23 protein-coding genes are annotated in these 21,614 nt (G+C 37.5%); 9 read left to right on the forward strand and 14 right to left on the reverse strand.

Annotation, left to right across the window (positions count from 1 at the left end):
- Positions 1–20: 20 nt before the first annotated feature.
- The 3 genes from upp to gltX all read right to left on the reverse strand — a co-directional run bounded on the left by upp (position 21) and on the right by gltX (position 3,499).
- Entirely contained in the window at positions 21–650 is a 630-nt protein-coding gene (gene upp / locus U5B17_RS00560) for a uracil phosphoribosyltransferase (RefSeq protein ID WP_430803850.1), read from the reverse strand.
- 219 nt (positions 651–869) lie between these two features.
- The gene (locus U5B17_RS00565; protein ID WP_430803425.1) at positions 870–2,123 is read right to left on the reverse strand and encodes a malic enzyme-like NAD(P)-binding protein; all 1,254 of its coding nucleotides are present in this window, start codon (positions 2,121–2,123) and stop codon (positions 870–872) included.
- A complete protein-coding gene (gene gltX, locus U5B17_RS00570; protein WP_430803426.1) occupies positions 2,120–3,499 on the reverse strand; it encodes a glutamate--tRNA ligase in 1,380 nt (459 codons plus the stop codon). Before gltX ends, U5B17_RS00565 begins: the two co-directional genes overlap by 4 nt.
- 72 nt (positions 3,500–3,571) lie before the next feature.
- Between gltX and U5B17_RS00575 the strand changes: the two genes are divergently transcribed.
- Genes U5B17_RS00575 through U5B17_RS00585 form a run of 3 tightly spaced genes read left to right on the forward strand, consistent with a single transcriptional unit; the run spans position 3,572 to position 5,069 of the window.
- Positions 3,572–4,402, forward strand: coding sequence for a peptidyl-prolyl cis-trans isomerase (locus U5B17_RS00575; RefSeq protein WP_430803427.1), 831 nt, complete (start codon positions 3,572–3,574; stop codon positions 4,400–4,402).
- Between the two features lie 3 nt (positions 4,403–4,405).
- Entirely contained in the window at positions 4,406–4,633 is a 228-nt protein-coding gene (locus U5B17_RS00580; protein WP_230055955.1) for a MoaD/ThiS family protein, read from the forward strand.
- 1 nt (position 4,634) lies between these two features.
- Entirely contained in the window at positions 4,635–5,069 is a 435-nt protein-coding gene (locus U5B17_RS00585) for a molybdopterin synthase catalytic subunit (protein ID WP_430803428.1), read from the forward strand.
- 41 nt (positions 5,070–5,110) lie between these two features.
- Here U5B17_RS00585 and yedE read toward each other — a convergent pair whose 3' ends face one another.
- A complete protein-coding gene (gene yedE, locus U5B17_RS00590; RefSeq protein WP_430803429.1) occupies positions 5,111–6,172 on the reverse strand; it encodes a YedE family putative selenium transporter in 1,062 nt (353 codons plus the stop codon).
- 148 nt (positions 6,173–6,320) lie between these two features.
- On the opposite strand from yedE, the gene U5B17_RS00595 reads away from it, so the two are divergent.
- Positions 6,321–7,520: a molybdopterin molybdotransferase MoeA gene (locus U5B17_RS00595; protein ID WP_430803430.1), complete on the forward strand. Its 1,200-nt coding sequence runs from the start codon at positions 6,321–6,323 to the stop codon at positions 7,518–7,520.
- Between the two features lie 5 nt (positions 7,521–7,525).
- On the opposite strand, the gene U5B17_RS00600 is transcribed toward U5B17_RS00595, so the two are convergent.
- The 6 genes from U5B17_RS00600 to U5B17_RS00625 form a co-directional block, all read right to left on the reverse strand.
- Positions 7,526–8,146, reverse strand: coding sequence for a LysE/ArgO family amino acid transporter (locus tag U5B17_RS00600; protein WP_430803431.1), 621 nt, complete (start codon positions 8,144–8,146; stop codon positions 7,526–7,528).
- Positions 8,139–8,774, reverse strand: a complete 636-nt coding sequence (locus tag U5B17_RS00605; protein ID WP_430803432.1) for a hypothetical protein — start codon at positions 8,772–8,774, stop codon at positions 8,139–8,141. The genes U5B17_RS00600 and U5B17_RS00605 overlap by 8 nt, the downstream gene beginning before the upstream one ends.
- The gene (locus tag U5B17_RS00610) at positions 8,771–9,262 is read right to left on the reverse strand and encodes a ribonuclease domain-containing protein (RefSeq protein ID WP_430803433.1); all 492 of its coding nucleotides are present in this window, start codon (positions 9,260–9,262) and stop codon (positions 8,771–8,773) included. Before U5B17_RS00610 ends, U5B17_RS00605 begins: the two co-directional genes overlap by 4 nt.
- Positions 9,255–9,575, reverse strand: coding sequence for a hypothetical protein (locus tag U5B17_RS00615; protein WP_430803434.1), 321 nt, complete (start codon positions 9,573–9,575; stop codon positions 9,255–9,257). Before U5B17_RS00615 ends, U5B17_RS00610 begins: the two co-directional genes overlap by 8 nt.
- Positions 9,576–9,661: 86 nt before the next feature.
- Positions 9,662–10,849, reverse strand: coding sequence for a BaiN/RdsA family NAD(P)/FAD-dependent oxidoreductase (locus U5B17_RS00620; RefSeq protein ID WP_430803435.1), 1,188 nt, complete (start codon positions 10,847–10,849; stop codon positions 9,662–9,664).
- Positions 10,846–11,460, reverse strand: coding sequence for a non-canonical purine NTP pyrophosphatase (locus U5B17_RS00625; RefSeq protein WP_430803436.1), 615 nt, complete (start codon positions 11,458–11,460; stop codon positions 10,846–10,848). The genes U5B17_RS00620 and U5B17_RS00625 overlap by 4 nt, the downstream gene beginning before the upstream one ends.
- A 96-nt stretch (positions 11,461–11,556) precedes the next feature.
- Here U5B17_RS00625 and U5B17_RS00630 point away from each other — a divergent pair, with 96 nt between their 5' ends.
- A complete protein-coding gene (locus tag U5B17_RS00630) occupies positions 11,557–12,852 on the forward strand; it encodes an MFS transporter (RefSeq protein ID WP_430803437.1) in 1,296 nt (431 codons plus the stop codon).
- Positions 12,853–12,873: 21 nt separating this feature from the next.
- Here the strand turns inward: U5B17_RS00630 and nspC are convergent, their stop codons facing one another.
- From nspC to selA, 4 genes are all read right to left on the reverse strand, one after another.
- Positions 12,874–14,007: a carboxynorspermidine decarboxylase gene (gene nspC, locus U5B17_RS00635; protein WP_430803438.1), complete on the reverse strand. Its 1,134-nt coding sequence runs from the start codon at positions 14,005–14,007 to the stop codon at positions 12,874–12,876.
- An 86-nt stretch (positions 14,008–14,093) separates the two neighbouring features.
- On the reverse strand, positions 14,094–14,807 hold the full coding sequence (locus U5B17_RS00640; RefSeq protein ID WP_430803439.1) for a thioredoxin domain-containing protein: 714 nt from the start codon (positions 14,805–14,807) through the stop codon (positions 14,094–14,096).
- A 62-nt stretch (positions 14,808–14,869) separates the two neighbouring features.
- Entirely contained in the window at positions 14,870–16,687 is a 1,818-nt protein-coding gene (gene selB, locus U5B17_RS00645; protein WP_430803440.1) for a selenocysteine-specific translation elongation factor, read from the reverse strand.
- Positions 16,678–18,015, reverse strand: coding sequence for an L-seryl-tRNA(Sec) selenium transferase (gene selA, locus U5B17_RS00650; protein WP_430803441.1), 1,338 nt, complete (start codon positions 18,013–18,015; stop codon positions 16,678–16,680). The genes selB and selA overlap by 10 nt, the downstream gene beginning before the upstream one ends.
- A 124-nt stretch (positions 18,016–18,139) precedes the next feature.
- Here selA and U5B17_RS00655 point away from each other — a divergent pair, with 124 nt between their 5' ends.
- The 4 genes from U5B17_RS00655 (at position 18,140) to dksA (ending at position 21,612) form a co-directional block, all read left to right on the forward strand.
- The gene (locus U5B17_RS00655) at positions 18,140–19,810 is read left to right on the forward strand and encodes a 4Fe-4S binding protein (RefSeq protein ID WP_430803442.1); all 1,671 of its coding nucleotides are present in this window, start codon (positions 18,140–18,142) and stop codon (positions 19,808–19,810) included.
- A gap of 126 nt (positions 19,811–19,936) precedes the next feature.
- Positions 19,937–20,779: an acetyl-CoA carboxylase, carboxyltransferase subunit beta gene (gene accD, locus U5B17_RS00660; protein WP_430803443.1), complete on the forward strand. Its 843-nt coding sequence runs from the start codon at positions 19,937–19,939 to the stop codon at positions 20,777–20,779.
- Positions 20,780–20,788: 9 nt separating this feature from the next.
- Positions 20,789–21,247, forward strand: coding sequence for a 23S rRNA (pseudouridine(1915)-N(3))-methyltransferase RlmH (locus tag U5B17_RS00665; RefSeq protein WP_430803444.1), 459 nt, complete (start codon positions 20,789–20,791; stop codon positions 21,245–21,247).
- Between the two features lie 8 nt (positions 21,248–21,255).
- A complete protein-coding gene (gene dksA / locus U5B17_RS00670) occupies positions 21,256–21,612 on the forward strand; it encodes an RNA polymerase-binding protein DksA (RefSeq protein WP_430803445.1) in 357 nt (118 codons plus the stop codon).
- Positions 21,613–21,614: the final 2 nt, after the last annotated feature.

Raw genomic sequence — 21,614 nt, forward strand, 5'->3', positions numbered from 1 at the left:
ACAAAGATCAATGCAAATAATCAATCAGTAGTATTAAACACTCTATCCCCAGCATCTCCAAGTCCAGGAACTATGTAGTTTTGCTCATTTAGTTTCTCATCAACTGCAGCGGTATAAACTTCAACATCAGGATAGACTTCGCTAAAGCGCTTTAATCCTTCTGGTGCGGCAATGATAGAGATAAATTTGATCTGCTTTACACCTTTTTCTTTTAGAAATTTTACTGCATCTATCGCTGTGCCACCAGTGGCAAACATTGGATCGATGATGATAGCTGTGCGAGAAGCTGCATCAGGTGGGAGTTTTGCGTAGAAAAACTCAGCCTGAGCAGTTTCTTCGTTGCGCTGAAAACCAAGAAAGCCAACAGCTGCATCTGGAATAATGGTAAAAATGCTATCAAGCATGCCCAAAGCAGCGCGCAAAATAGGGCAGATCATAATCTTGCTTGCTAGTTTTTTAGCTGTTGTTTTTGCTACTGGTGTTTGCACGCTTACTTCGCGTAGCGCAAGGTCGCGAGTGGCTTCGAAAATCATCAGGTGACTTATCTCATCAACAACCATACGAAACTGAAACGACTGAGTGTTTTTATCACGTAAGATAGTAAGCTTATGCTCGATAAGTGGATGCGAGATATATCGGACATTTGGCAGCGCAAGTGCTATTTCACGGATTGATTGCATTATTCGTCCTTTAAAATTTCATCTTTTTTAAACCTTTTATTATATTACAAAGTTCCATATTTTTAGATTAAAGGGTAAAGATTTAGGCTTAAAATTTGCAGATTTTCAAGCAAAATTTACACGAAAATTTGGCAAATTTTGCTTGAATTGTAAAGAGTGGGTTTGCTTGAAATTTAAGCAAACATTTTATTATAGACCTTTTGCAAGTTTTTCTGTATAGGCTTTGATGTCAAAGTCTTTTACTCTTGCTACGCCGTCTTCGATCGCTGCTTGTGCAACAGCTGGTGCAACAGCTGCTAAAACGCGGCTATCAAATGGTTTTGGTATGATGTAGTCTTTGCCAAATTTTAGCTCGCTTACACCAAATGCCTTGCAAACTTCAGCTGGAACTGGCTCTTTTGCAAGCTTGGCAAGTGCCTTGGCTGCTGCCATTTTCATATTTTCAGTGATCTTTTTAGCGCGAACATCTAGGGCACCGCGGAAGATAAATGGAAAGCCAAGGACATTATTTACTTGATTTGGATAGTCGCTTCTGCCAGTTCCCATCATTACATCACTTCTAACTGCCGCAACATCTTCTGGATAAATTTCAGGCACTGGGTTTGAAAGTGCAAATATAATCGGCTCTGGATTCATCGACGCAACCATCTCTTTTGTTACGACGCCAGGCTTACTAAGACCTAGGAACATATCAGCACCCTTCATTGCATCTTCAAGCGTGCGGTCGCTAGTTTTGATAGCAAATTCTACCTTCTCTGGAGTTAGATCAGTTCGTTCGCTGTGGATGACGCCTTTGCTGTCAATCATGATGATGTGTTGTGCGCCAAGTGCTTTATACATCTTCGCGCACGCTATACCAGCCGCACCCGCACCACTTACTACGATTTTGATTTTGCTGATATCTTTGCCTGAAATTTCCATCGCATTTATCATGCCAGCGCTTGTTATCATAGCTGTTCCGTGCTGATCATCGTGCATTACAGGGATATTTACTGCTTCTTGAAGCTTTCTTTCTATCTCAAAACACTTTGGTGCGCGTATGTCTTCTAGATTTATGCCACCAAATGTAGGCGCTAGGGCTTTGCAAATTTCAACAATCTTATCAGGATCATGCTCGTCTAGCTCGATATCAAAAGCATCGACATTTGCAAATTTCTTAAATAAAACTGCCTTGCCTTCCATGACTGGCTTACCAGCGATCGCGCCGATGTCACCAAGCCCCAAAACAGCCGTTCCGTCAGTGATAACGGCGACTAGGTTTGCCTTGTTTGTATATTTGTAAGCTAGCTCGTTGTCAGCTTCAATCGCCTTGCATGGCTCAGCAACGCCCGGCGTATAAGCCATAGACAGATCGCGTGCTGTTTCGCATGGGGTTTTTACAGCAATCTCTATTTTCCCCCCAATGTGATAGTCTAATGCCTCTTCTTTTGTAATCTTACTCATCTTTTCTCCTTTAAAATTTTACTTATTCTACTTTTTATCTCACTACTACCAAGTACCTCAAGTACCTCAAATATACTCGGACTTACACTATTTCCAGTTAGTGTTACTCTGAGTGCCTGCGCTAGATCTTTTAGCTTTATCCCATTTAATTCTAAAAACTCATTTGTTATCTTTTCATATCCTGCAGCATCTAAATTTAGCGTCAAAATTTCAGCATATTTTGCCAAAATTTCAAGCGCTGCTGGAGTTATAAATTTTGCACAAGCTTTTTCATCGTATATTTGCGGTGCATTGATGATAGAGTTTGCTGCTGTTGCCATATCTATAAGTGTTTTTGCGCGTTCTCTTAAGATATTTAAAAGCAACTCGCCTTTTGGATGTGCGTTAAAATCAACTCCAAACCCTAGCATATCTTTTGCCAATCTCTCATAAGGCAGGGTCTTTATATAGTGGGCGTTTAGCCACTCTAGCTTGCTTGGGTTGTAGGTGCTTGCTGATTTATTTATATCGTGCGGATCGAAGTAGCGCAACATATCGTCTATGCTAAAAATTTCATCATCTCCGTGGCTCCAGCCAAGTCTGACTAGGAAATTTAACAGCGCCTCAGGCAAGTAGCCCATGTTTTTGTATTCCATAACATCGGTTGCGCCGTGGCGTTTGCTAAGCTTGCTACCATCTGCGCCATTTATCATCGCTACATGGAAAAACTCAGGCGTTTTAAATCCAAGTGCCTCGTAAAGGACTATCTGTTTTGGTGTGTTGCTTAGATGATCATCGCCACGGATAACATGCGTGATGCCCATGAGTGCATCATCTATAACCACGACAAAGTTGTATGTTGGCGTGCCGTCTGAGCGCGCAATGATAAAGTCATCTAAAATATCTGAGCAGTTAAATTTCATATCGCCTTTTATGCCGTCACGAAACCGAATTTCGCCGTTTTCTGGGGCTTTTATGCGTATGACTGGCTCGATGCCAACTGGTGGCGTGCCAGTGAAATTTCTATAGCGATTGTCGTATTTTGGGCGCTCTTTTGCCGCTTCTTGCTTTGCGCGTAGCTCGTCAAGCTCCTCTTTTGACATGTAGCATTTATATGCTTTGCCTTCATCTAGAAGCTTTTGGACATATTTTTTGTAAATATCAAAGCGCTTTGACTGATATTCAACTTCGCCATCATATGCTAGCCCGCACCAATCAAATGCTTCTCTTATCGCCACGACTGCCTCTTGCGAGTTTCGTTTCAAGTCGGTATCTTCTATGCGTAGTAGAAATTTTCCGCCGTTTGCGCGCGCATAAAGATAGCTGTAAAGCGCCGTTCTAAGACCACCGATATGTAAATATCCAGTCGGACTTGGCGCAAATCTTGTAACTATCATTCCTGTCCTTAAAATTTTTATGTTATAATGGCTCAAATTATATTTAGAAAATACTTAAATAAAGGTTTTATTATGATAAAAAAAGCTATTTTTGCTTCACTTGTGTGTGGAATTTGCCTAAATGCCCAGATGGTAAATGGCATAGCTGCGATTGTTGAGAACGAGCCGATAACACTTTTTGAAGTAGCCAAAGTCAAAGAGCAATTAAAAATCGATAATGTCAGAGCGCTTGATCTGCTTATTCGTGACCGCCTAGAGCAAGCACAAATCAAATCACTAGGTATTCATACAACGCCTTTTGAGATAAATGATAGAGTTGCAAATTTAGCTAAACAAAATGGCATGAGTGTATCAGAATTTCGTTCACAAATAGAGAGCCAAGGTACGAAATTTATAGACTTTAAGAGCGATATAGAAAAGGCGATACTGCAAGAAAAACTATATAAGCAAATTTTTGCTGATGTGGGAAGAAATGTTAATGAAAGTGCTGCAAAAAGGTACTATCAAAACAACAAAAGTCAGTTTAGTAGCTTTGAAAGTGCTTCTATAACAGTCTTTAGCTCTGCTGATGTAGAAAAGCTAATGGAGCAAAAAAGTTTTGGCACAAAGGCTCTTGGCGGCGTAAAGGCACAAACGCTAAATTTAAACCGAGAAAATATAAGTCCACGCCTTGTGGTCTTGATAGCTGCTACACCTGAAGGCAGTTTTACTCAGCCTTTGCAGTCGCAAAATGGCTATGATATGTTTTATATTAATGCTAAAAACGGTGTTTATGAACCAAGCTTTGATGAGATAAAAAATGATGTTATAAACTCGATGTATCAGGCTGAACAAGAGAAAGTGGCGAGAGATTACTTTGATAAACTTCGTGCAAAAGCAAAAATTAATATGATAAGGCAGTAAAATATGGTAACAGTATCTTTTTTAGGACCGATAGAATTTGATGATGTAAAACTTGAGGTTTCAAGTCTTGGCGAGCTAAAAGATAGACTAAATGAGTATGATGAGCTTGCGTTAAAAGAGTGGCTTCAAATTTGTGCTGTTGCTGTAAATGATGAGGTTGTTACCGAGCTTGAAACACCTTTAAAAGATGGCGATAGGGTTTGTATCTTACCACCAGTTTGTGGAGGCTAAGATGGAAATTTATAATGGAAGTTTAGATATCTGTGAGATACAAAATCGCTGGTATAACGATGTTTGCGATAAAAACTGTGGAGCGCTTATAACATTTGTTGGTATCGTTAGAGAAGAGGGCGGAATTTCAGCGCTTAGTTTTGATATTTACGAACCTATACTTAAAAAATGGCTTGATGGCTGGAGCGAAAGAGCTAAAAAAGAGGGTGCATTTGTTCTTTTTGCTCACTCTCGCGGTGATGTTGCTGTGCATACTAGCTCATATATAGCAGGCGTAGTAAGCCCACAGCGAAAGGTTGCTTTAAAGCTAATAAATGAATTTGTTGAGGACTTTAAGGCTAGTGCACCTATATGGAAGTATGATGTCATTGATGGTAAGAGAATTTATGCTAAAGAGCGAAGCCATGCTATAAATGGCGCAGGAATTTTAGGCTAGATAGATTCTAGCCTAAAGTATTGTTGTAAGAGCAATTTTACTTACTCTCTTTGCTTGTTAAATACTCCCACATAAACTGCAAATATAAAACCAACAGCAAGCGCGTAAGGCGCAAAAGGCGTGATACCTTTTGGTGAGCTAGCTAGCATAAAGTTATGCGCAAACGCAGCGCCAGCAGTCATGCCCATAACAAATATAGCCGAGCTTAAATTCCCTGTACCCATTTGCACCAAGTGCTTTCCAGGGCAACCCTCACTAAGACTAAAGCAAAGTCCAGCTAGTGCCATACCAAGAAAATTCCAGATGATTTGATTGTGTGCTATGGGCTGGTCTTCAAAACCAAATTTATACTGGCCAAGTGCTAAATTTACGATACTTGCAAAAACTATGATACTAAGCACTCCACTAAACATCTTAAACTCGCCTTTAAACATTAAACCAAACGCTCCAGTGCTGCAAAATTTACTCTTTTGCATTAAGATACCAACAATGATAGCGATCCCAAATGAGGCAAATATGCTAGCATGCATGGAGCCAGGACCTTTTGCAGAGCTAAAAAGTGCGCCATTTTCGCCTGCTTTAAGCCCGAAAATAAGAGCTGAAAGTAGCAAAATTCCTATAACCACAGGCAAAATTCCAACTCCAGCTGAAATTTGGCTTGGCTTAGTTAAGCCATATCCTAGCTTTTTAAAATTAAATCCAGCAAAAACACCAACAACAAGTCCAGCTACACCAGCGATTGCACTCATATCGCCACCACCAAGTCGTAAAAATGCTCGCCACGGACAGCCTAAAAATACAAGGCAGCCTATCATCGCAAAAACACCTAGAAAAAAGCGCACAAACGGTGATGAGCCAGTTGATGGTAAGAACTCTTTTGTCCAAAAAATGCTTGATAAAAAGCCTCCAATCATTAGCCCTATGATCTCTGGGCGAAGATATTGAAGTGCGCCAACATTATGAAGACCAAGCGCTCCAGCCGAGTCGCGCAAAAAGCAAGCAGCGCATATACCCATATTTGCTGGGTTACCAAGAAAGACTAAGATAGCACCAAGTCCACCAAGAGCTGCACCAGCAGCAACATACCATTTTATAGTATCCATGAAGTTTCCTGAATGTTTAAGTCAAGCTAAACTAGCTTCTAAAACACAAATTTTAGCGTTAAAATAATAAAAAATAAATAAAATTTCACTAGCTATTTAATGCAAAATGGTAAAATATGCCAAAAATTAATATTAAAAAGGATAAAAAATGAAAGAGTGGGCAAGCTATCAAGATACGCTAGATGTTTTAAAAAGTACCATAAATTTGTGGGATAGAGTGCAAAAAGTAGCTATAACTGAGGCGCTTGATAGACATATCGCACACGATGTCATAGCAGAGCAAAACTACCCAGTACAAGAGCTTTCAGCCATGGATGGCTATGCGTTTAAGTGGCAAGAGGGTTTAAGCGAGCTAGAGTTAATGACTGATTTGCCTGCTGGTAGCGATAAAGGGCTTGTGGTGAGCGGCACAAAGTGCGTTAAAACATTTACTGGCTCGCTTATGAGCGAAGGTACTGATACTCTTATACCAGTTGAAAATGTTGAGGTTGCGGATACAAAAGTCATTATTAAAAAACCAGTTGCCAAAGGATTTTCTGTGCGAGAAGTTGGCGAAAGTTATAAAAAGGGCGAAATTTTGATAAAAAAAGGCACTCGTCTAAATTATGCTGAGATAGCACTTTTGGCTGAGCTTGGCTACTTTCATATCAGTGTTTTTGTGCGCCCAAGGGTTGCGATACTTGCGACTGGAAGTGAGATAAGAGACCTTGGCGAGGCATTAGAAAATCCAGCACAAATTCATAGCTCAAACCATATCGCTCTTGCGATGATGATGCGTAAAATGGGCGCTGAGCCGGTGGTTTGTGAGATTGTTAAAGATAAACCAGAGCTTGTCAAAGAAGCCATCACAAATGCCCTAAAAACAGCCGATGTGCTAGTGACTACGGGTGGAGTTAGTATGGGGGATTATGACTTTGTAAAAACTACATTAAATGAAAATTTTAGTATCATTATCGATGGCGCTGGCATAAAGCCAGGCAGGCACATCAAAGTGGCAAAGTCTGGAGAGAAGTATATCTTTGCCTTGCCAGGGTTTCCATATTCGGCTATGGTTATGTGTGTGCTTTATGTGCGCGTATTGCTTGATGTGTGGTTACATGAGCAAACACCAAGAATGCTAAAAGCAATAATTGACGAGAACTATACCAAGCGCTCGCCATTTTTGGAATTTACGGCTGTAAATTTGGTGCAAAAAGATGGAGTAAGTCATGTAAATTTAAGTGGCAAAAAGCTAGGTAGTTCAGCAATAGTAAACAACCTAACAAGTGGCGCTGCTCTTTTAGTAGTGCCAAAAGAGACTGAGCTTATATCTAAGGGCGAGCTGGTTGATATTTTGCTTATGGTTTAAGATGGCTAAAATTTATCTAAAACAAATATAGCTAGTAGATAAACCATATAAAACATCATCGCTGCTATTAGGCTGTCTAAAATTTGCCATGCTCTTGCGTTTTTAAAAAATTTAGATAGCCCAGCTGCTGCATACCCAAGACTAAAAAACCAAATAAGCGAAGCTGATACCGCCCCAGCAAAAAACCAAGGTCGTTCATAGCTTGCCATACTTGCTCCAAAGCCGCCAACTACGATAAATGCGTCTATCCAGACATGAGGGTTTAGTAAGCTTACAGCGATAGTCTTTGCTATAGTTGCTTTTAGTGGTTTTGGCTTTGCGTTTGAAATTTTGGAAAAACTAGTGCCACGGAGTGCTGAGATTAAGCAATTTATCCCATACCAAAGTAAAAATAAAATACCACTTATTCCAAGTAAAATGGCAAAATTTTCGCTCCTAGCTGCTAGCCCTCCAATGCCAAATACACCAAGCCCAAACACAAGACAGTCTCCAAAAAACGAGACCAAACAGACCCAAAAGATATAGTTTTTAGCTAGTCCTTGCTGGATTATGAAAAGATTTTGTGCGCCGATAGCTATTATTAGTGAAAAGCATAAAAGTGTACCATTGATAAAAATTTCAGCCATTTTTATTTATTTTCTTGTGTAAATTTGTTATACCGATAAACAAGCACTCATCAAGCATTTGTGGAATTTGTTTTGTTGCTGATATAAATATCGTTTTGCTTGTGTCTGCAAATTTTATCTCGATACCATTTTTGCCAAAAAGCTCGCTGATGTCATTTTTAGAGCAAATTTGCTTACCCAAAAACTCATCACAGAGCGCTAAATTTAGGATATTTTTGGTTGAAATTTTACCTTGATTTATTTTTAGATTATCATTTTCGTTTGAAATTGCTATCAAACGCTCATTTATCTGTAAAAATAATTTATTTATCGCGCCATTTTGTATGTTTATTTGCACTCTCTTTAGTGTCCCAAGAAAGTTTGGCTCTATATCTAGACTCCACTGTTCGCACTCACTATCAAGAGTTTTAAGCATATCTTCTAGCGCTTCGCCCATTTTACCAAAACTTATTAAGACATGTGTGTTTTTTAATACAATCTTTCCACCATTTTTATCGCTACTTAGTGTATCATAAATGGCATCTAAATTTAGTTCAGCATCATCGCAAATGGGTGAAAAACTAGCACGTAAGAACTCTGAAATTTGAGTAAATTCGCGCATTGCATTTAGGTCTATCTCATATCTCATTTTTGTTCCAATTTCTCAAAATTTTCGTAGTGGTCGTCTGTGTAAAAGACCAATCCATCGTTTGAAAAGACGATGCGTTTTGCGCCACGTTTGCCGCCTTTGTAATCGATGTCAGCCTCGATGTAGCGACGATTTTGTGCCTTTGGTAGTTTGCCTTCAAAGTTTCCGAAGTGATCTCCGCCGATACTCTTACCGGGTGCAACCGACCATAAATTTCCCTTGCTAGCTTCCCAGCCAAGCTGTATAGCTTGTTTTTTTGTGATAAAATTTTGAGGAAGTTTTTTATAAATAAAAATATAGCTTGCTACATCATTTTTACTTGTGTATGAGCCGTTTTGGGTTATGTTTGAGGGCTGTATTTTTGTACTAGTTTGCTGAGTTTTGATACTTTTACCATCGCTATTTTTCCCATCAAAAAGGAGAAAATTTATAGCCGCTATAACTATAAAAATGAGTGAAAGTAGCAGTCTTTGCTGGTTTTTAGACATTTAAAGCTCCTTTATTTATAGATTGTATCATAAAAACATAGTGTTTTGTCTTGCGCTTTGTGTAGTTGTGTAGGCTTTTGCTAATAGCTATAGTGCAAAGCAGTCTAAAGTCATGCAGTGCATTTTTATAAAGTTTTTTAGGTGACAAGATAGGAGTAGCGACTTTATAAAGAGAGCTTTTTGTGTTTAAAATTTTATAAAATTTAGAAACTTTATAAGCAATATTATTAATAAGCATCAGTGCTAAAAGTGCGGTTTTGATCATTGTTTGTAGCCTATTATCGTTTGCTTTTTGCCAGTTAAATTCGCCCACACTGGCTATTTTGGTTAAAACATCATCTGGCTTTATGGATATCTCCTTTTGATTTTATGGATTTTAACAAAATTTTACTTACAGGGCTATTTTTTAAGATATTTATTGCTTGGACAGTTAATTCTTAATATATCCTGCGCAACGCATTTTGCACTAGCAAATGCAAAGTGGATATTAAAGCCACCAAGCATTCCTGTGATATCCAAAACTTCGCCCACAAAGTAAAGCCCATTAATGCCTTTTGCTTGAAAATTTTCATCAAGCCCACTGGTTAAAACTCCGCCTCTGCAAACCTCTGCACGCTCAAATCCAAATGTCCCAGCTGGTGCAAAGCGATAATCAAAAAGTTTTAAAATTTTATCCCTTTGCTCATGGCTAAAACTCTTGTAAGGTGCGTCTTTTAAACTATTTGTGCGTAAAAATTCTAGCACAAAACTTTTTGGCAAAGGCAAGACGCTACTTAGCTGCTTTTTACCTTGAATTAGCTGTTTTTTGCTAAAATTTGGTAAGAAATTTAAGCTTAGTTGTCCCTTTTGCCAAAATAAAGACGCGTTTAAGATTACTGGACCACTGATACCTTTGTGTGTAAAAAGTATATCTCCACTAAATTTTCTCTCACAAAACTTGCCTTTATCCACTTTTGTTGTAAGTGAAATTTCAGCCTTTATGCTGACTCCACTTAAATTTTTAAACCAAAATTCATCTTTTTGCACCGTAAAGCCAACAAGAGCTGGAGTAAATGCTGCAGTTTTTAGCCCAAACTTATGGGCTATCTTTAGTCCTACATCACTTACTCCGAGCGTTTTATAACTTATGCCTCCGCTTGCTATGATGAGCTTTTTGCTTTTAAAGATTGCTTGATTTTGGCAAGAAATTTCAAAAATTTCACCATTTTTATTAGCCGATATAACTTCGTGGTTGTATAAAATTTCTGCCATTATTTTTGATAGTAACACCTCTAAAACAGCTTTTGCTCCGCTATCACAAAAAAACTGCGAACTTTTTTGCTCGCTAAAATTTAACTCACTAAAGAAATTTAAGATATCTTTATAGTTTAAGTTATTAAGCGAGTTTGAGATAAAATTTTCATCTCCAAGATAGTTTTTAGAGCTTATGTTTTTGTTTGTGATATTGCATCTGCCGCCACCACTGGCTAAGATTTTATTACCTGCGGATCTATTTTTTTCAAGAACTAAAACATTCAATTCTTTTAAATTTGCTGCTAAAAAAAGACCGCTAGCTCCGCCGCCAACAATGATAGCGTCATATATCATCTAAATTTTCGTTTCAATGCTTTTAGGATATATCGTGAGAGTTCAAGCCCTTTTGAGCGGTGTGAAATTTTGAGCTTTATCTGAGTATCAAGCTCGCTTATAGTCTTTGCATAGCCGTTTGGGATAAACATAAAATCATATCCAAAACCATTTTCACCCCTTTCTTCGCTAATGGCTTTACCGTGCATAAAGCCATGCGTAGTATAGCTACCAAATTTGCTTGAAATCGCGATACAGGCGGTATAGTGTGCGTTTGTGCTTGTTAGATTTTTGGCTTTTAGTTCTGAGATTAGCTTAGCGCGGTTGCTCGCATCTGTGGCATTTTCTCCACTATATCTAGCCGAGTAAATGCCCGGAGCACCATCTAAAACATCAATGCTAATGCCACTATCATCGCTAAGAGCCACAAACTCATCTTGTAGATTTAGCTCACAAATTTTATCATAAACTGCTTGCGCTTTTATAAGCGCATTTGCTTTAAAGCTTGTACCATTTTCTATAATCTCAAATGGCTTCATAACCTCGCTAAGAGCGTAAATTTCATACTCTTGTAAAAATTCTTTTATCTCTTTTACTTTATCTTTATTTGATGTTGCTAAGACGATTTTCATGCTTTTGCCTTTTGTAAATTTAACTTACATTTTATCAAAAAAGAGATTAATTTATAAATATTATGTTAAAATCTAGGAAAAATTTTAAGGAAAATCATGTCAAAAGGTGTTTTGCCACTTAGTTTTATAATAGGAAATAGATTTTTTGGTATTTTTGTGGTCTTACCTGTTCTTAGTTTGTATGCGTTAAAGTTAGATGGGGCAAATGAGTTTTTGGTAGGAGTTTTAATAGGTGGTTATGCGATAACACAGATGATATTTCAGGTGCCATTTGGCGCACTTTCTGATAAAATAGGACGAAAAAAGACACTTTGTATCGGACTTATAGTTTTTGTTATCGGAAGTTTTATATGTGCTCAGGCTAGTGGAATTTACATGATGATATTTGGGCGCTTGCTTCAGGGTGTCGGTGCTATAGGGGCTGTAGCAACGGCTATGATAAGCGATTATACAAAAGAGGAAAACCGCTCAAAGGCGATGGCTATAATGGGGGCTTTTATAGGTCTTGCGTTCTCGCTTTCTATGGTCTTAAGTCCTGTTCTGAGTAAAAGCTGGGGTCTTAGTGGGCTTTTTTATCTAAGTGGTGCACTTAGTATCTTTTGTCTTATTTTGCTTTTTACGGTTGTTCCAAAAGAGGTAAAGGTCGTTCATGTTGAGGAAAAAGTACCGTTTTTAAAGCTTATTTTTGAAAAGGATTTCTTGCTGATAAGTCTTACAAATTTAATGCAAAAGATGCTTACAAGCATCGCTTTTTTAGCTATCCCTATCATCTTAGTAAATGAGCTTGGATATGCTCAGGCAGAACTTTGGAAAGTCTATGCTACAAGTACGGTTTTTGGCTTTATAGCGATGGGACTTGGAGGATTTTTAGGTGATGGCAAGGGGCTTAGTAAGTCTATCTTGCTAGTTGGTGTAGTGCTTTTTGTGGCTGCATACTCGCTCTTTGCTGCTTCAAATTCTGTATTTATCTTTATAGTTGGTGTTGTTGTGTTTTTTGTTGGGTTTAATCTGCATGAGCCTATAATGCAAAGCTGTGCAACAAAATTTGTAAAAGCAAAACAAAAGGGTGCGGCTCTTGGCGTCTTTAACGCATTTGGTTACTTTGGTAGCTTTATAGGTGGGGTTTTTGGTGGCTACATACTTCATATTAAAAGCATGTTTGAATTGGCTGTTATATGTGTTATTTTGTGCGTTATATGGCTCTTTGGGCTTGCTAGATTAAAAGATCCAAGAGTGTTTAAAAATTTGTATTTTGAAAATGATATAGATCTAGGTGCGCTTGATGGCATTAAGGGCATTTTTGATAGGACACAAAATGCAAAGGGTGCAGTCGTGAAATTTGACTCAACCCTTATAAGCGAAGATAAGATAAAGGAAATTTTAAAGATCTAAAAGCACAAAATACCGTGCTTTTTAGTTCCTTCTTTCAAATTCATCAAATCCAAATTCACGTACCATAACTACTTCACCATTTTCTTTTAAAAGGACTAAATTTGGTAGTTTGACTCCATTAAAAGTTGTATTTTTTACGATAGTGTAGTGGATTTGATCTTCAAATATGATCCTATCGCCAATCTTTAACTCACTATCAAATCTATACACACTATCGCCAGCCTCAAGTCCTACTATATCGCCAGCTAAGCAGGTGCTACCGCCAAAAAGATACTCAAATTTTCCATTTTTACTCTCGCCACGCACTGCTGGTCTGTATGGCATTAGCACAGTGTCTGGCATGTGTGCTTCGGCTGAGACATCAAGTATGGCGATATTTTTTTCATTTTTAACTATGTCAAGCACACTACCAACTAAGTAGCCAGTCTGCCAGCCAACAGCCTCTCCTGGTTCAAGAAGTACTTTTACGCCGTATCTTTCTCGGAAATTTTTTATAAGTTTTATAAGAAGATTTACATCATAACCCTCTTTTGTAATGTGATGACCGCCTCCGAAATTTATCCACTCCATTTGCGGGATAAACTCGCCAAATTTTTTCTCAAATTCTGCCAAAACTAGCTCTAAACTCTGTGCACTCTCTTCACAAAGTGCGTGAAAATGAAGACCTTTTATGCCATCAAGTAACTCTGGGCGAAAGTTTGCTTTTGTGATACCTAGTCGGCTAAAACGACCACATGGATTATAGGCTTCAACTGGTGAGACTGAAATTTCGGGATTGACCCTTAGACCGCAAGATACGCCACTTTTCAGCGCCTTTTCTTTAATTTTTTTCCACTGATTAAAGCTATTAAAGATAACATGGCTTGAAATTTCTAAAACTTCATCTATCTCATCATCTTTGTATGCAGGAGAATATGTGCAAATTTCGCCGTTTAGGTGCTTTGCTGCAAATTTTGCTTCATGTAAGCCACTACAAGTTGCACCGTCAAGATATTTACTAACAAGACCCATCACGCCACTAAACGCAAAACCTTTTAGTGCAACTAAAATTTCTGCCTTACTTTCGTCTTTAACATACTTTAAAATTTCTAAATTTTTTCTTAATTTTGACTCTTCACATACATAGGCTGGGGTTTTTATCTCGCTATCTTTCATCTTTTTTCCTTATGAAAATTTGGAGTAATTATACAAAAAAATGATAAAATTTTAAGAAGTAGGGCTTGGTTAAGCCCATTTTGTAGTTATTTTAAGCTATCTTCACTGATGATTTTTGGTACGCTATTTACACCTGCATTAAAATATTTTTTGCGTAAATCATCCATCTTTTGAATCTCTGCTTCAGATACTGACTTTTCAGGAACTACGGCATTTTGGTCGTAATATTTACGCATTATCTTTACTTTTTCGCTATCTGATTTTGCTGAGGCGATCTCTTTATATATAAGATGTGATTTTTCAAGTGCGCTTTTATCATGAACTGGCGTAAGTATCATCTTGACATTTTCATTTACTAGCCTTTTTTCTATATTTGCCAGTTCAAGTCTGCAGTAAGGGCATTCAGGATCGGTAAATATAATGGTTGTTGGCTTTTTTGAGTCATCGCCAAGGCTAATGATATGTTTTTTATCCTCTTTTTTATAGACATCTTTTAGCTTGCTGGCTAGCATTTTATCAAGTATAACTTGTTTGTAATTTGTCATACTTTTTAGGTCTAAAATATCGTTAAATATAAGATCATCACGCGTAAAAACAACCATATCGTTGCTTTGATCACCCTCTGTTACCTTTAGTATCACAGCTTCGTATGCAGTGTTGTTTTCAACTTTTTGTCTTGATGTGACCTCTATTTTGACATTTGAAGGGACAATTTGCTTATAAAAGTCTAAAATTTGCTCATTTGTTAGAGCAAATAGCGAGCTTGCAACAACAGTGCTTAGGAGTAGAATTTTTTTCATTTTTTACCTTTTTAAAAATTTTTGCTGATTATAACGGCTAAGTTTAAACACCGCTTTAATGCTTATTTAAATTTTCTATCAAGACCATCTTTTATTATGTTTGTATCAAGGTCAAGTCGCTCAAGATAGGCGATGATGTACTTTCTGCTAAGTCCTAGCGCGTCTTTTGCGTTATGCACATTGACTGCCCCTTGTGTTTTTATGAGCTCTTTTAACTTGCTAAGCGCTTCATTTAGGGCTTTTGATGTTATGAAAAGATTATGAGCAAGCCTTATCACACGACCTTGTGCCGTTAGCTTTTTTAGTGCATTATCACCGCTAGCACGGTCTATCTCAAGCTCATCATAGATGTTATAAGGTGCCTCTGGAGCCAGATTTGCCGTATCTAGAATTTTGTAAATTTCATCCTCTAATCTTACTTTTAGTTCGCTTAGATTAATGCCAGTTTTTGTATAAACGCCCTCTTTTTTGCTTATGATACCACTTGTTTCAAGCTCATCAATGGCTTTTTGGACTAAATTCTGACTAGCCCAGGTAAGTTTAAGACTTATAGAGTTTGCTGAAAATATGGCAAATTTATTCTTTTCAAGCATAAATTTGACAAATTCTTTTATTCTAGCCAGCGCGCTTTGATCATAGACATTAAGCGCTGCGTCATCAACAAAGACATTTGATAGGTTTTTTGCTACTTCTAGCGCCTTTTCATGGGCTAGATCGAAGCGTTGAACCGAGCTTATAAGTCCAAAGCCATTTTTATGAGTATCTTTTAAAATTTCGAAAACACTTTTGAAGTCGCTATGATTTAGTGCGTTTAAAAAGCTTATTTTGCTCTGTTTTTTTAGTGGTTCGCTTATAGGATTTAACACTCGTCCACCACCTATAACTCTACCATTTGCTATAAGCACAAATGGCTCATTAAATTTTAAAAACATATCTTTTTCAAATTTAAATGTTACAAATTTGCTCTCATTTTGTTCGCTTAAAACTATGGCTTTTGCTGCTATTTGTTTTGCGCCTACACAAAATGTCACGCTTTGATTATGTGTTAATATGCTAGAAAATACTACAGTATCAGCTTCACGAAAGCCACGGAAAAATCCTTTTTTGCTAAGTAGCTGCCCTTTTTTTAACTCGCTTAGCTCAACTCCTGTTAAATTTAAAGCCACACGCGAGCTTGTGCCAGCGCTTTTTGCATCAGCATCGTGGGTTTGTATATTTCGTACACCAACCTCTTTTGCGATGTCATAGTTAAAGAGTTTTTCACCTATCTTTACACTTCCACTTAAAACCGAACCAGTCACAACTACGCCGATACCTTTTACGCTAAAAGCTCTATCAATGTAGTAGCGAAAAATCCCATCATCATCGCGTTTTTTAGGTCGTAGTGTAAAAAGATAATCTCTAAGATTTACTATACTCTCATCATCTTTTATGCTGACAAAAAAGCTCTGTAAAACATTTAAATTTTTAAAATTTTTGATATATTCAAGTAATTCTTGCTCGACTTGTTTTAGGCGACTTTTATCAACTAGATCGGCTTTTGAGATTACTAAGATTATGCTTTTTACATCAAGTAAGCTTAAGACGCTTATATGCTCTTTTGTCTGAGGCATGATACCATCATTTGCAGCCACGACTAACATACAAGCATCAAAGCCAAACGCCCCTGAGATCATCGTTTTAACTAAATTTTCATGACCTGGAACATCTATAAAAGCTATATTTTCATAACCTCTTTGCAAATTTGAAAAGCTAAGGTCAATAGTTATGCCACGCTCTTTTTCTTGCTCCATTCTATCGCCTTCAAAGCCGTTTAGTGCTTTGATAAGCGCTGTTTTGCCGTGGTCGATATGACCTGCTGTTCCGATTATTAAACCCATTTTTCACTCTCGATCTGATCTATTTTTTCTATTAAAATTTCTATATCTTTGTCTAAAATGCTTCTTAAGTCAAGCAAAAAAGCACCATTTTCTATCCGTCCTATAACGCCATTTTTTCTGTATAACTCTTCATTTATAATGGCGTCGCCTTTTATTTTCAATGCAAGACTTGGGTAGGTTTTATTTGGTAAGCTGCCACCTCCAACAAATGTTTGTGTTTGATAAATTTCAAGTGACTTTTTTAGTCTTTTGTTGATGAAATTTGCTAAATTTTCAAGCTCGGCAACACTTTTATTTATATGTTTTGGTGTGCTTAAAATCTCAAATTCTTTATTTAAATAGGCTTTTATACTTTCGCACAATATTGCGATTGTTATCTTATCGACGCGTAACATACGAAGCAGCTGGTTTTTTCGTAGTTTTGCGATGAGCTCACGCTTACCAAGAATGATACCAGATTGTACGCTGCCAAAAAGCTTGTCGCCACTAAAACTCATAAGACTTACGCCACTTTGCATTATTTTAGCAATACTTGGCTCATCTTTTCCAAGCTTATGTGCTAGTTCGCCAACATATCCGCTGCCAAGATCGTAATAATCAATCAAATTTCTCTCTTTGGCTAGCGATGATAACTCAGCTGTATCAACACTTTCGCAAAAGCCTACGATATCAAAATTTGAGCGATGTACTTTTAAAAGCATCTTTGTGTTTTCGTTTATGGCATCTTCATAGTCATAAAGGTGTGTTTTGTTTGTTGTACCCACTTCACGCAAAATTGTTCCAGAAGCACTCATAACATCAGGCACCCGAAAACTTCCGCCTATCTCAACCAGCTCACCCCTGCTAACTACCGTCTCACCGTCTTTTGCAAAGGTGTTTAGCACTAAAAAAACAGCACTTGCGTTATTATTTACCACTAGTGCATCCTCGCAGCCAAAAAGTGCAGCAAGTAGTGTGCCTACATACTCGTATCTGTTACCGCGTTTGCCATCTTTTAAGCTATATTCAAGTGTTGAATATGAAGTTATAATCTCTTTGGCTCGGTTTAAAATTTGCTCATCTATCACACTACGGGCTAGGTTTGTGTGCATGACGACACCAGTTGCATTTATCACTCTTTTCAACTCTTTTGCCTTAAAATTCTCGTAACTTTGGCAAATTTCAGAGATAATCTCATCTGAGTTTTTGCTAGGTAGTCCTTGTTTTATCTTGTTTCGCTCAGTGTTTAAAATTTCTCTTGCGATATTTGCTATAACGGGTTTTATCTCATTTGTAAAGCACTCGAGATTTAAAATTTTATCCACTTGCGGGAGATTTTGAAAGCTCATTTTTCCTCCAAGTAATTTTGTTTTACTAGGCGTTATTTTAGCATGAAAATTAAATTTCACACTTAATTATGATTTAAAGTGTATAAGAGTAATATGTTGTATGAGAATTGTTTAAAGGAAAACTATGAAAGAATTTGGTTTTTATGATGATGTTGGCGGAGTTATGCTAAATGAACAAATAGAAATTTCAAGCGATGAAAATGCCGAGTTTTTAGTAGCAAACTCAAGAAAACTAAAAGCTGAAATTTATGCTCACGAGATAAGTTTTTATCTTAAAAACTCAAAAGATAGTGTTTTAGAAAAGTCAAAAAATGCACTTTTGCTATATGAGGCTCGTGCAAATGTTTTTGATAGCGCAAAGGACATTGATTATCAAAAAAATGTCGGAAAAAATGTAGTTATCATAAGTAACGGCGGTCGTGCAGAGCTAGCGCAAAGTCTAAAAGATGGCGGGTTTAAGGTTATTGAGCTTAGTCATTTTGAGATAAAATTTCTTTATGGCGCGGTCGGTGAGCTAAGCGTTATAGTGCTAAATGAGCAGGGCGAGTTTGAGGTAGATGCAGACTTTGTGCTTGTTGAAAATGCGCGTGATTATATGCTCAGACAAAGTGGCTGTATTGAGATTTTTGGTAAGAGTGATGAAGAAATTTTGACACTTTTAAATGCCAGCTCACCAACTTACGCATATAAAAGTTTCACAACTTATGATAGTAGCATTTGCCAGTATCACGAAAGAAGACATGAAATTTGTGCTAAATGTAGTGAGGTGTGTCCAACTGTTGCGATACTAAAAGAGGATGAGACAAAACATCTTATATTTTCTCATATAGATTGTATAAATTGTGGCGAGTGCATAAGTGTTTGTCCTAGTGGCGCTCTTGATAGTTCGCTAATGCCTCGTGAGAGCTTTTATGCAAATGCCAAGCTTTATAAAGGCAAAATCCCACTTGTTTTGCTAACTGACGAGCTTGAAAGCTTAAGCATTGAGCTACCAGAAAATGTCTTGCCATTTGCTGTAAGAAGCGAAAAATTTCTAAATGAAACACACCTTATATCGCTACTTCAAGAGAGTGGCTCAAGTCTTGTTGTCTATCCAGCAAAACGCTCTAGGGCGATGAGCTCAGCCATAGATATGCTAAATCAAATTTATGAGCTAAAATTTAACAAAACAGCCATTTTTGTAGCAAAAAATGAAAGTGAGCTTAAAGATATGCTAAATAAAGCAAAACTTATTGATGGTTCGCAAAAGACGACTAGTTCGTATGCTTTACCAAAACGAGAGGTTTTTGCAAAACGCCTTAGCTATTTGGTTGGAGATGAAAATTTAGGCGTAGTTTATGCAGATGGTGCTATAGAATATGGCAAAGTGGAGATAAATCAAGATACCTGTACTCTTTGTCTAAGTTGCGTTGGTGCTTGTAATGTAAGTGCTCTTGTTGCCGATAAAAGCGATAACTCTATCAAATTTAACCCAAGTGTTTGTACGGCATGTGGATACTGCGAGTTAAGCTGCGCCGAAAAGGATACGATAAAGCTAACTAGAGGTAAAATCGAGCTAAAACCAGAGTATTTTACATATAACGAGCTTGCTAAAGATGAGCTTTTTAAATGCGTTGAGTGCGGTAAAGAATTTGCAACCAAAAAAGCGGTTGAAAAGATAGCAACGCTTATGCTACCACGCTTTGCAAACCAGCCAGATAAGATAAAAACGCTTTATTGTTGCTCTGACTGCAAGGCAAAAGTTATGATAAAAGCTCAGATAGCAGCCCAGCAAAGTGAAAAATTCTACGATTAAGACTATAAATAAGGGGTAAATTTCTAAATTTACCCTAAATTTTTCACTACAAATTTCCTCATTATAAGAAAAATCAAGCAACTTTTAGGTATAATCAGCCAATTTTCTTAGAAAGATAGGCAGAAAATGAGTTTTATTGATATATTTTCCAAGATAAGAAAGAGTCAGCCAGCACCAAATGAGGCGCCGGCACACTGGGTAAAGTGTGATAGTTGCCACTCTTTGATGTATTACAAAGAGGTTGAGGCGAATTTTAATGTCTGTCCAAAATGCGCTTACCATATGCGCTTAAAGCCACATGATCGTATTGCGATGCTTTGTGATGAGGGTAGTTTTGTTGAGTATGATGCAAAACTAAAACCAGTAGATCCTTTAAAATTTGTGGATAAAAAATCATATAAAAAACGAATATCTGAAAGTGAAGAGAAAACTGGTAGAACAAGTGCTGTGGTATGCGGAGAGGCAACTTGTGATGGAGTGCAGATACAGCTAGTAGTCTTTGACTTTGGCTTTATGGGCGGTTCGTTAGCGTCAGTAGAGGGCGAAAAGATAGTTCGTGCGATAAAACGAGCTATAGAAAAACAACAAGCAGTTGTCATCGTGAGTGCTTCTGGTGGTGCGAGAATGCAAGAAAGCACATTTTCTCTTATGCAAATGTCAAAAACTTCAGCAGCATTAAAGATGTTAGCGGAGGCTAAACTCCCATACATTTCAGTGCTTACTGACCCAACGATGGGTGGTGTAAGTGCTAGTTTTGCATGGCTTGGCGACTTAATCATTGCTGAACCTGGCGCGCTTATCGGTTTTGCTGGTCAGAGAGTTATAAAGCAAACTATTGGTGCAAATTTACCAGAGGGATTTCAAAAGGCTGAGTTTTTACTAGAGCATGGGCTTATAGATGCGATTGTGCCGCGCAATGAGCATAAAAAATTTATCAGCGATACACTTAAGATTTTTATGAATAACTAAGGTAATGGCTTGAACATAAATGTCTTTAGCATACAAAAATCATCAGCAGATAGCTTTGAAAATGAGATAAAAAGTTATACAAAGATGTCACTAAAATTTGCTAACATCACGGATAATACAATATTTAATGACAAGATAGCAAAAGCCCAAAGTGCAAGCAAAGATGAAGCGCTTAGGGCGTATGATGAGATTTATGAACCAAAGATGAAAAATGGCTATAATATCGTGCTTGATGAGTGCGGTAAGGCACTTGATAGTAAAGAATTTGCTGAGCTTTTTAGTAAAAATGCAAATATAAATTTTTTCATAGGCGGAGCTTATGGATTAAGTGAAAATTTTAAAAAAAAGGCAGACAAGCTTGTAAGTTTGAGCGCTCTAACTATGGCTCATAAGATAGCAAAACTTGTGCTTTTTGAACAAATTTTTAGAGGTCTTTGCATAAATGCAGGACATCCATACCACAAATAAGGAAATTGATGACAAATAACGACTTGGAATTTTTTAAAAAGCTTCTTGAGGAGCGAAAAATTCAGATTAAAAAAAATATTTTAGACTCAGCAAACGAAGTTAGTGGGCTTAGGGAGAGTGGCGCAAGCGATGAGATAGACATAGCAAGTATAAATGCCGATCAACTTATAGAGCAATCCATAAGCGTGCAGCAGCAAAATGAGCTATCTGAGATAGAGCGCTCTTTGGTAAAAATATCAAATAAAACTTATGGAATTTGCGAGATGTGCGAAGAGGATATAGCTCCTGCGCGCCTAAAAGCCAAGCCACATGCAAGATATTGCATAACTTGTCGTGAGATAGTCGAAAAAACAGCAAAAAATTAAAG

Source organism: Campylobacter australis, from assembly GCF_050586305.1.
Lineage (GTDB): Bacteria > Campylobacterota > Campylobacteria > Campylobacterales > Campylobacteraceae > Campylobacter_A.

What these genes read in the sequence shown, in the direction of transcription:
- selB (WP_430803440.1), bottom strand. Translation starts at nt 16,687, where the DNA reads ATGGGTTTAATAATCGGAACAGCAGGTCATATCGACCACGGCAAAACA.
- U5B17_RS00565 (WP_430803425.1), bottom strand. Translation starts at nt 2,123, where the DNA reads ATGAGTAAGATTACAAAAGAAGAGGCATTAGACTATCACATTGGGGGG.
- yedE (WP_430803429.1), bottom strand. Translation starts at nt 6,172, where the DNA reads ATGGATACTATAAAATGGTATGTTGCTGCTGGTGCAGCTCTTGGTGGA.
- gltX (WP_430803426.1), bottom strand. Translation starts at nt 3,499, where the DNA reads ATGATAGTTACAAGATTTGCGCCAAGTCCGACTGGATATTTACATATC.
- accD (WP_430803443.1), top strand. Translation starts at nt 19,937, where the DNA reads ATGAGTTTTATTGATATATTTTCCAAGATAAGAAAGAGTCAGCCAGCA.
- U5B17_RS00580 (WP_230055955.1), top strand. Translation starts at nt 4,406, where the DNA reads ATGGTAACAGTATCTTTTTTAGGACCGATAGAATTTGATGATGTAAAA.
- U5B17_RS00595 (WP_430803430.1), top strand. Translation starts at nt 6,321, where the DNA reads ATGAAAGAGTGGGCAAGCTATCAAGATACGCTAGATGTTTTAAAAAGT.
- U5B17_RS00625 (WP_430803436.1), bottom strand. Translation starts at nt 11,460, where the DNA reads ATGAAAATCGTCTTAGCAACATCAAATAAAGATAAAGTAAAAGAGATA.
- selA (WP_430803441.1), bottom strand. Translation starts at nt 18,015, where the DNA reads ATGAGCTTTCAAAATCTCCCGCAAGTGGATAAAATTTTAAATCTCGAG.
- U5B17_RS00585 (WP_430803428.1), top strand. Translation starts at nt 4,635, where the DNA reads ATGGAAATTTATAATGGAAGTTTAGATATCTGTGAGATACAAAATCGC.
- nspC (WP_430803438.1), bottom strand. Translation starts at nt 14,007, where the DNA reads ATGAAAGATAGCGAGATAAAAACCCCAGCCTATGTATGTGAAGAGTCA.
- U5B17_RS00575 (WP_430803427.1), top strand. Translation starts at nt 3,572, where the DNA reads ATGATAAAAAAAGCTATTTTTGCTTCACTTGTGTGTGGAATTTGCCTA.
- U5B17_RS00610 (WP_430803433.1), bottom strand. Translation starts at nt 9,262, where the DNA reads ATGTCTAAAAACCAGCAAAGACTGCTACTTTCACTCATTTTTATAGTT.
- U5B17_RS00620 (WP_430803435.1), bottom strand. Translation starts at nt 10,849, where the DNA reads ATGATATATGACGCTATCATTGTTGGCGGCGGAGCTAGCGGTCTTTTT.
- U5B17_RS00605 (WP_430803432.1), bottom strand. Translation starts at nt 8,774, where the DNA reads ATGAGATATGAGATAGACCTAAATGCAATGCGCGAATTTACTCAAATT.
- dksA (WP_430803445.1), top strand. Translation starts at nt 21,256, where the DNA reads ATGACAAATAACGACTTGGAATTTTTTAAAAAGCTTCTTGAGGAGCGA.
- U5B17_RS00655 (WP_430803442.1), top strand. Translation starts at nt 18,140, where the DNA reads ATGAAAGAATTTGGTTTTTATGATGATGTTGGCGGAGTTATGCTAAAT.
- U5B17_RS00640 (WP_430803439.1), bottom strand. Translation starts at nt 14,807, where the DNA reads ATGAAAAAAATTCTACTCCTAAGCACTGTTGTTGCAAGCTCGCTATTT.
- U5B17_RS00630 (WP_430803437.1), top strand. Translation starts at nt 11,557, where the DNA reads ATGTCAAAAGGTGTTTTGCCACTTAGTTTTATAATAGGAAATAGATTT.
- U5B17_RS00600 (WP_430803431.1), bottom strand. Translation starts at nt 8,146, where the DNA reads ATGGCTGAAATTTTTATCAATGGTACACTTTTATGCTTTTCACTAATA.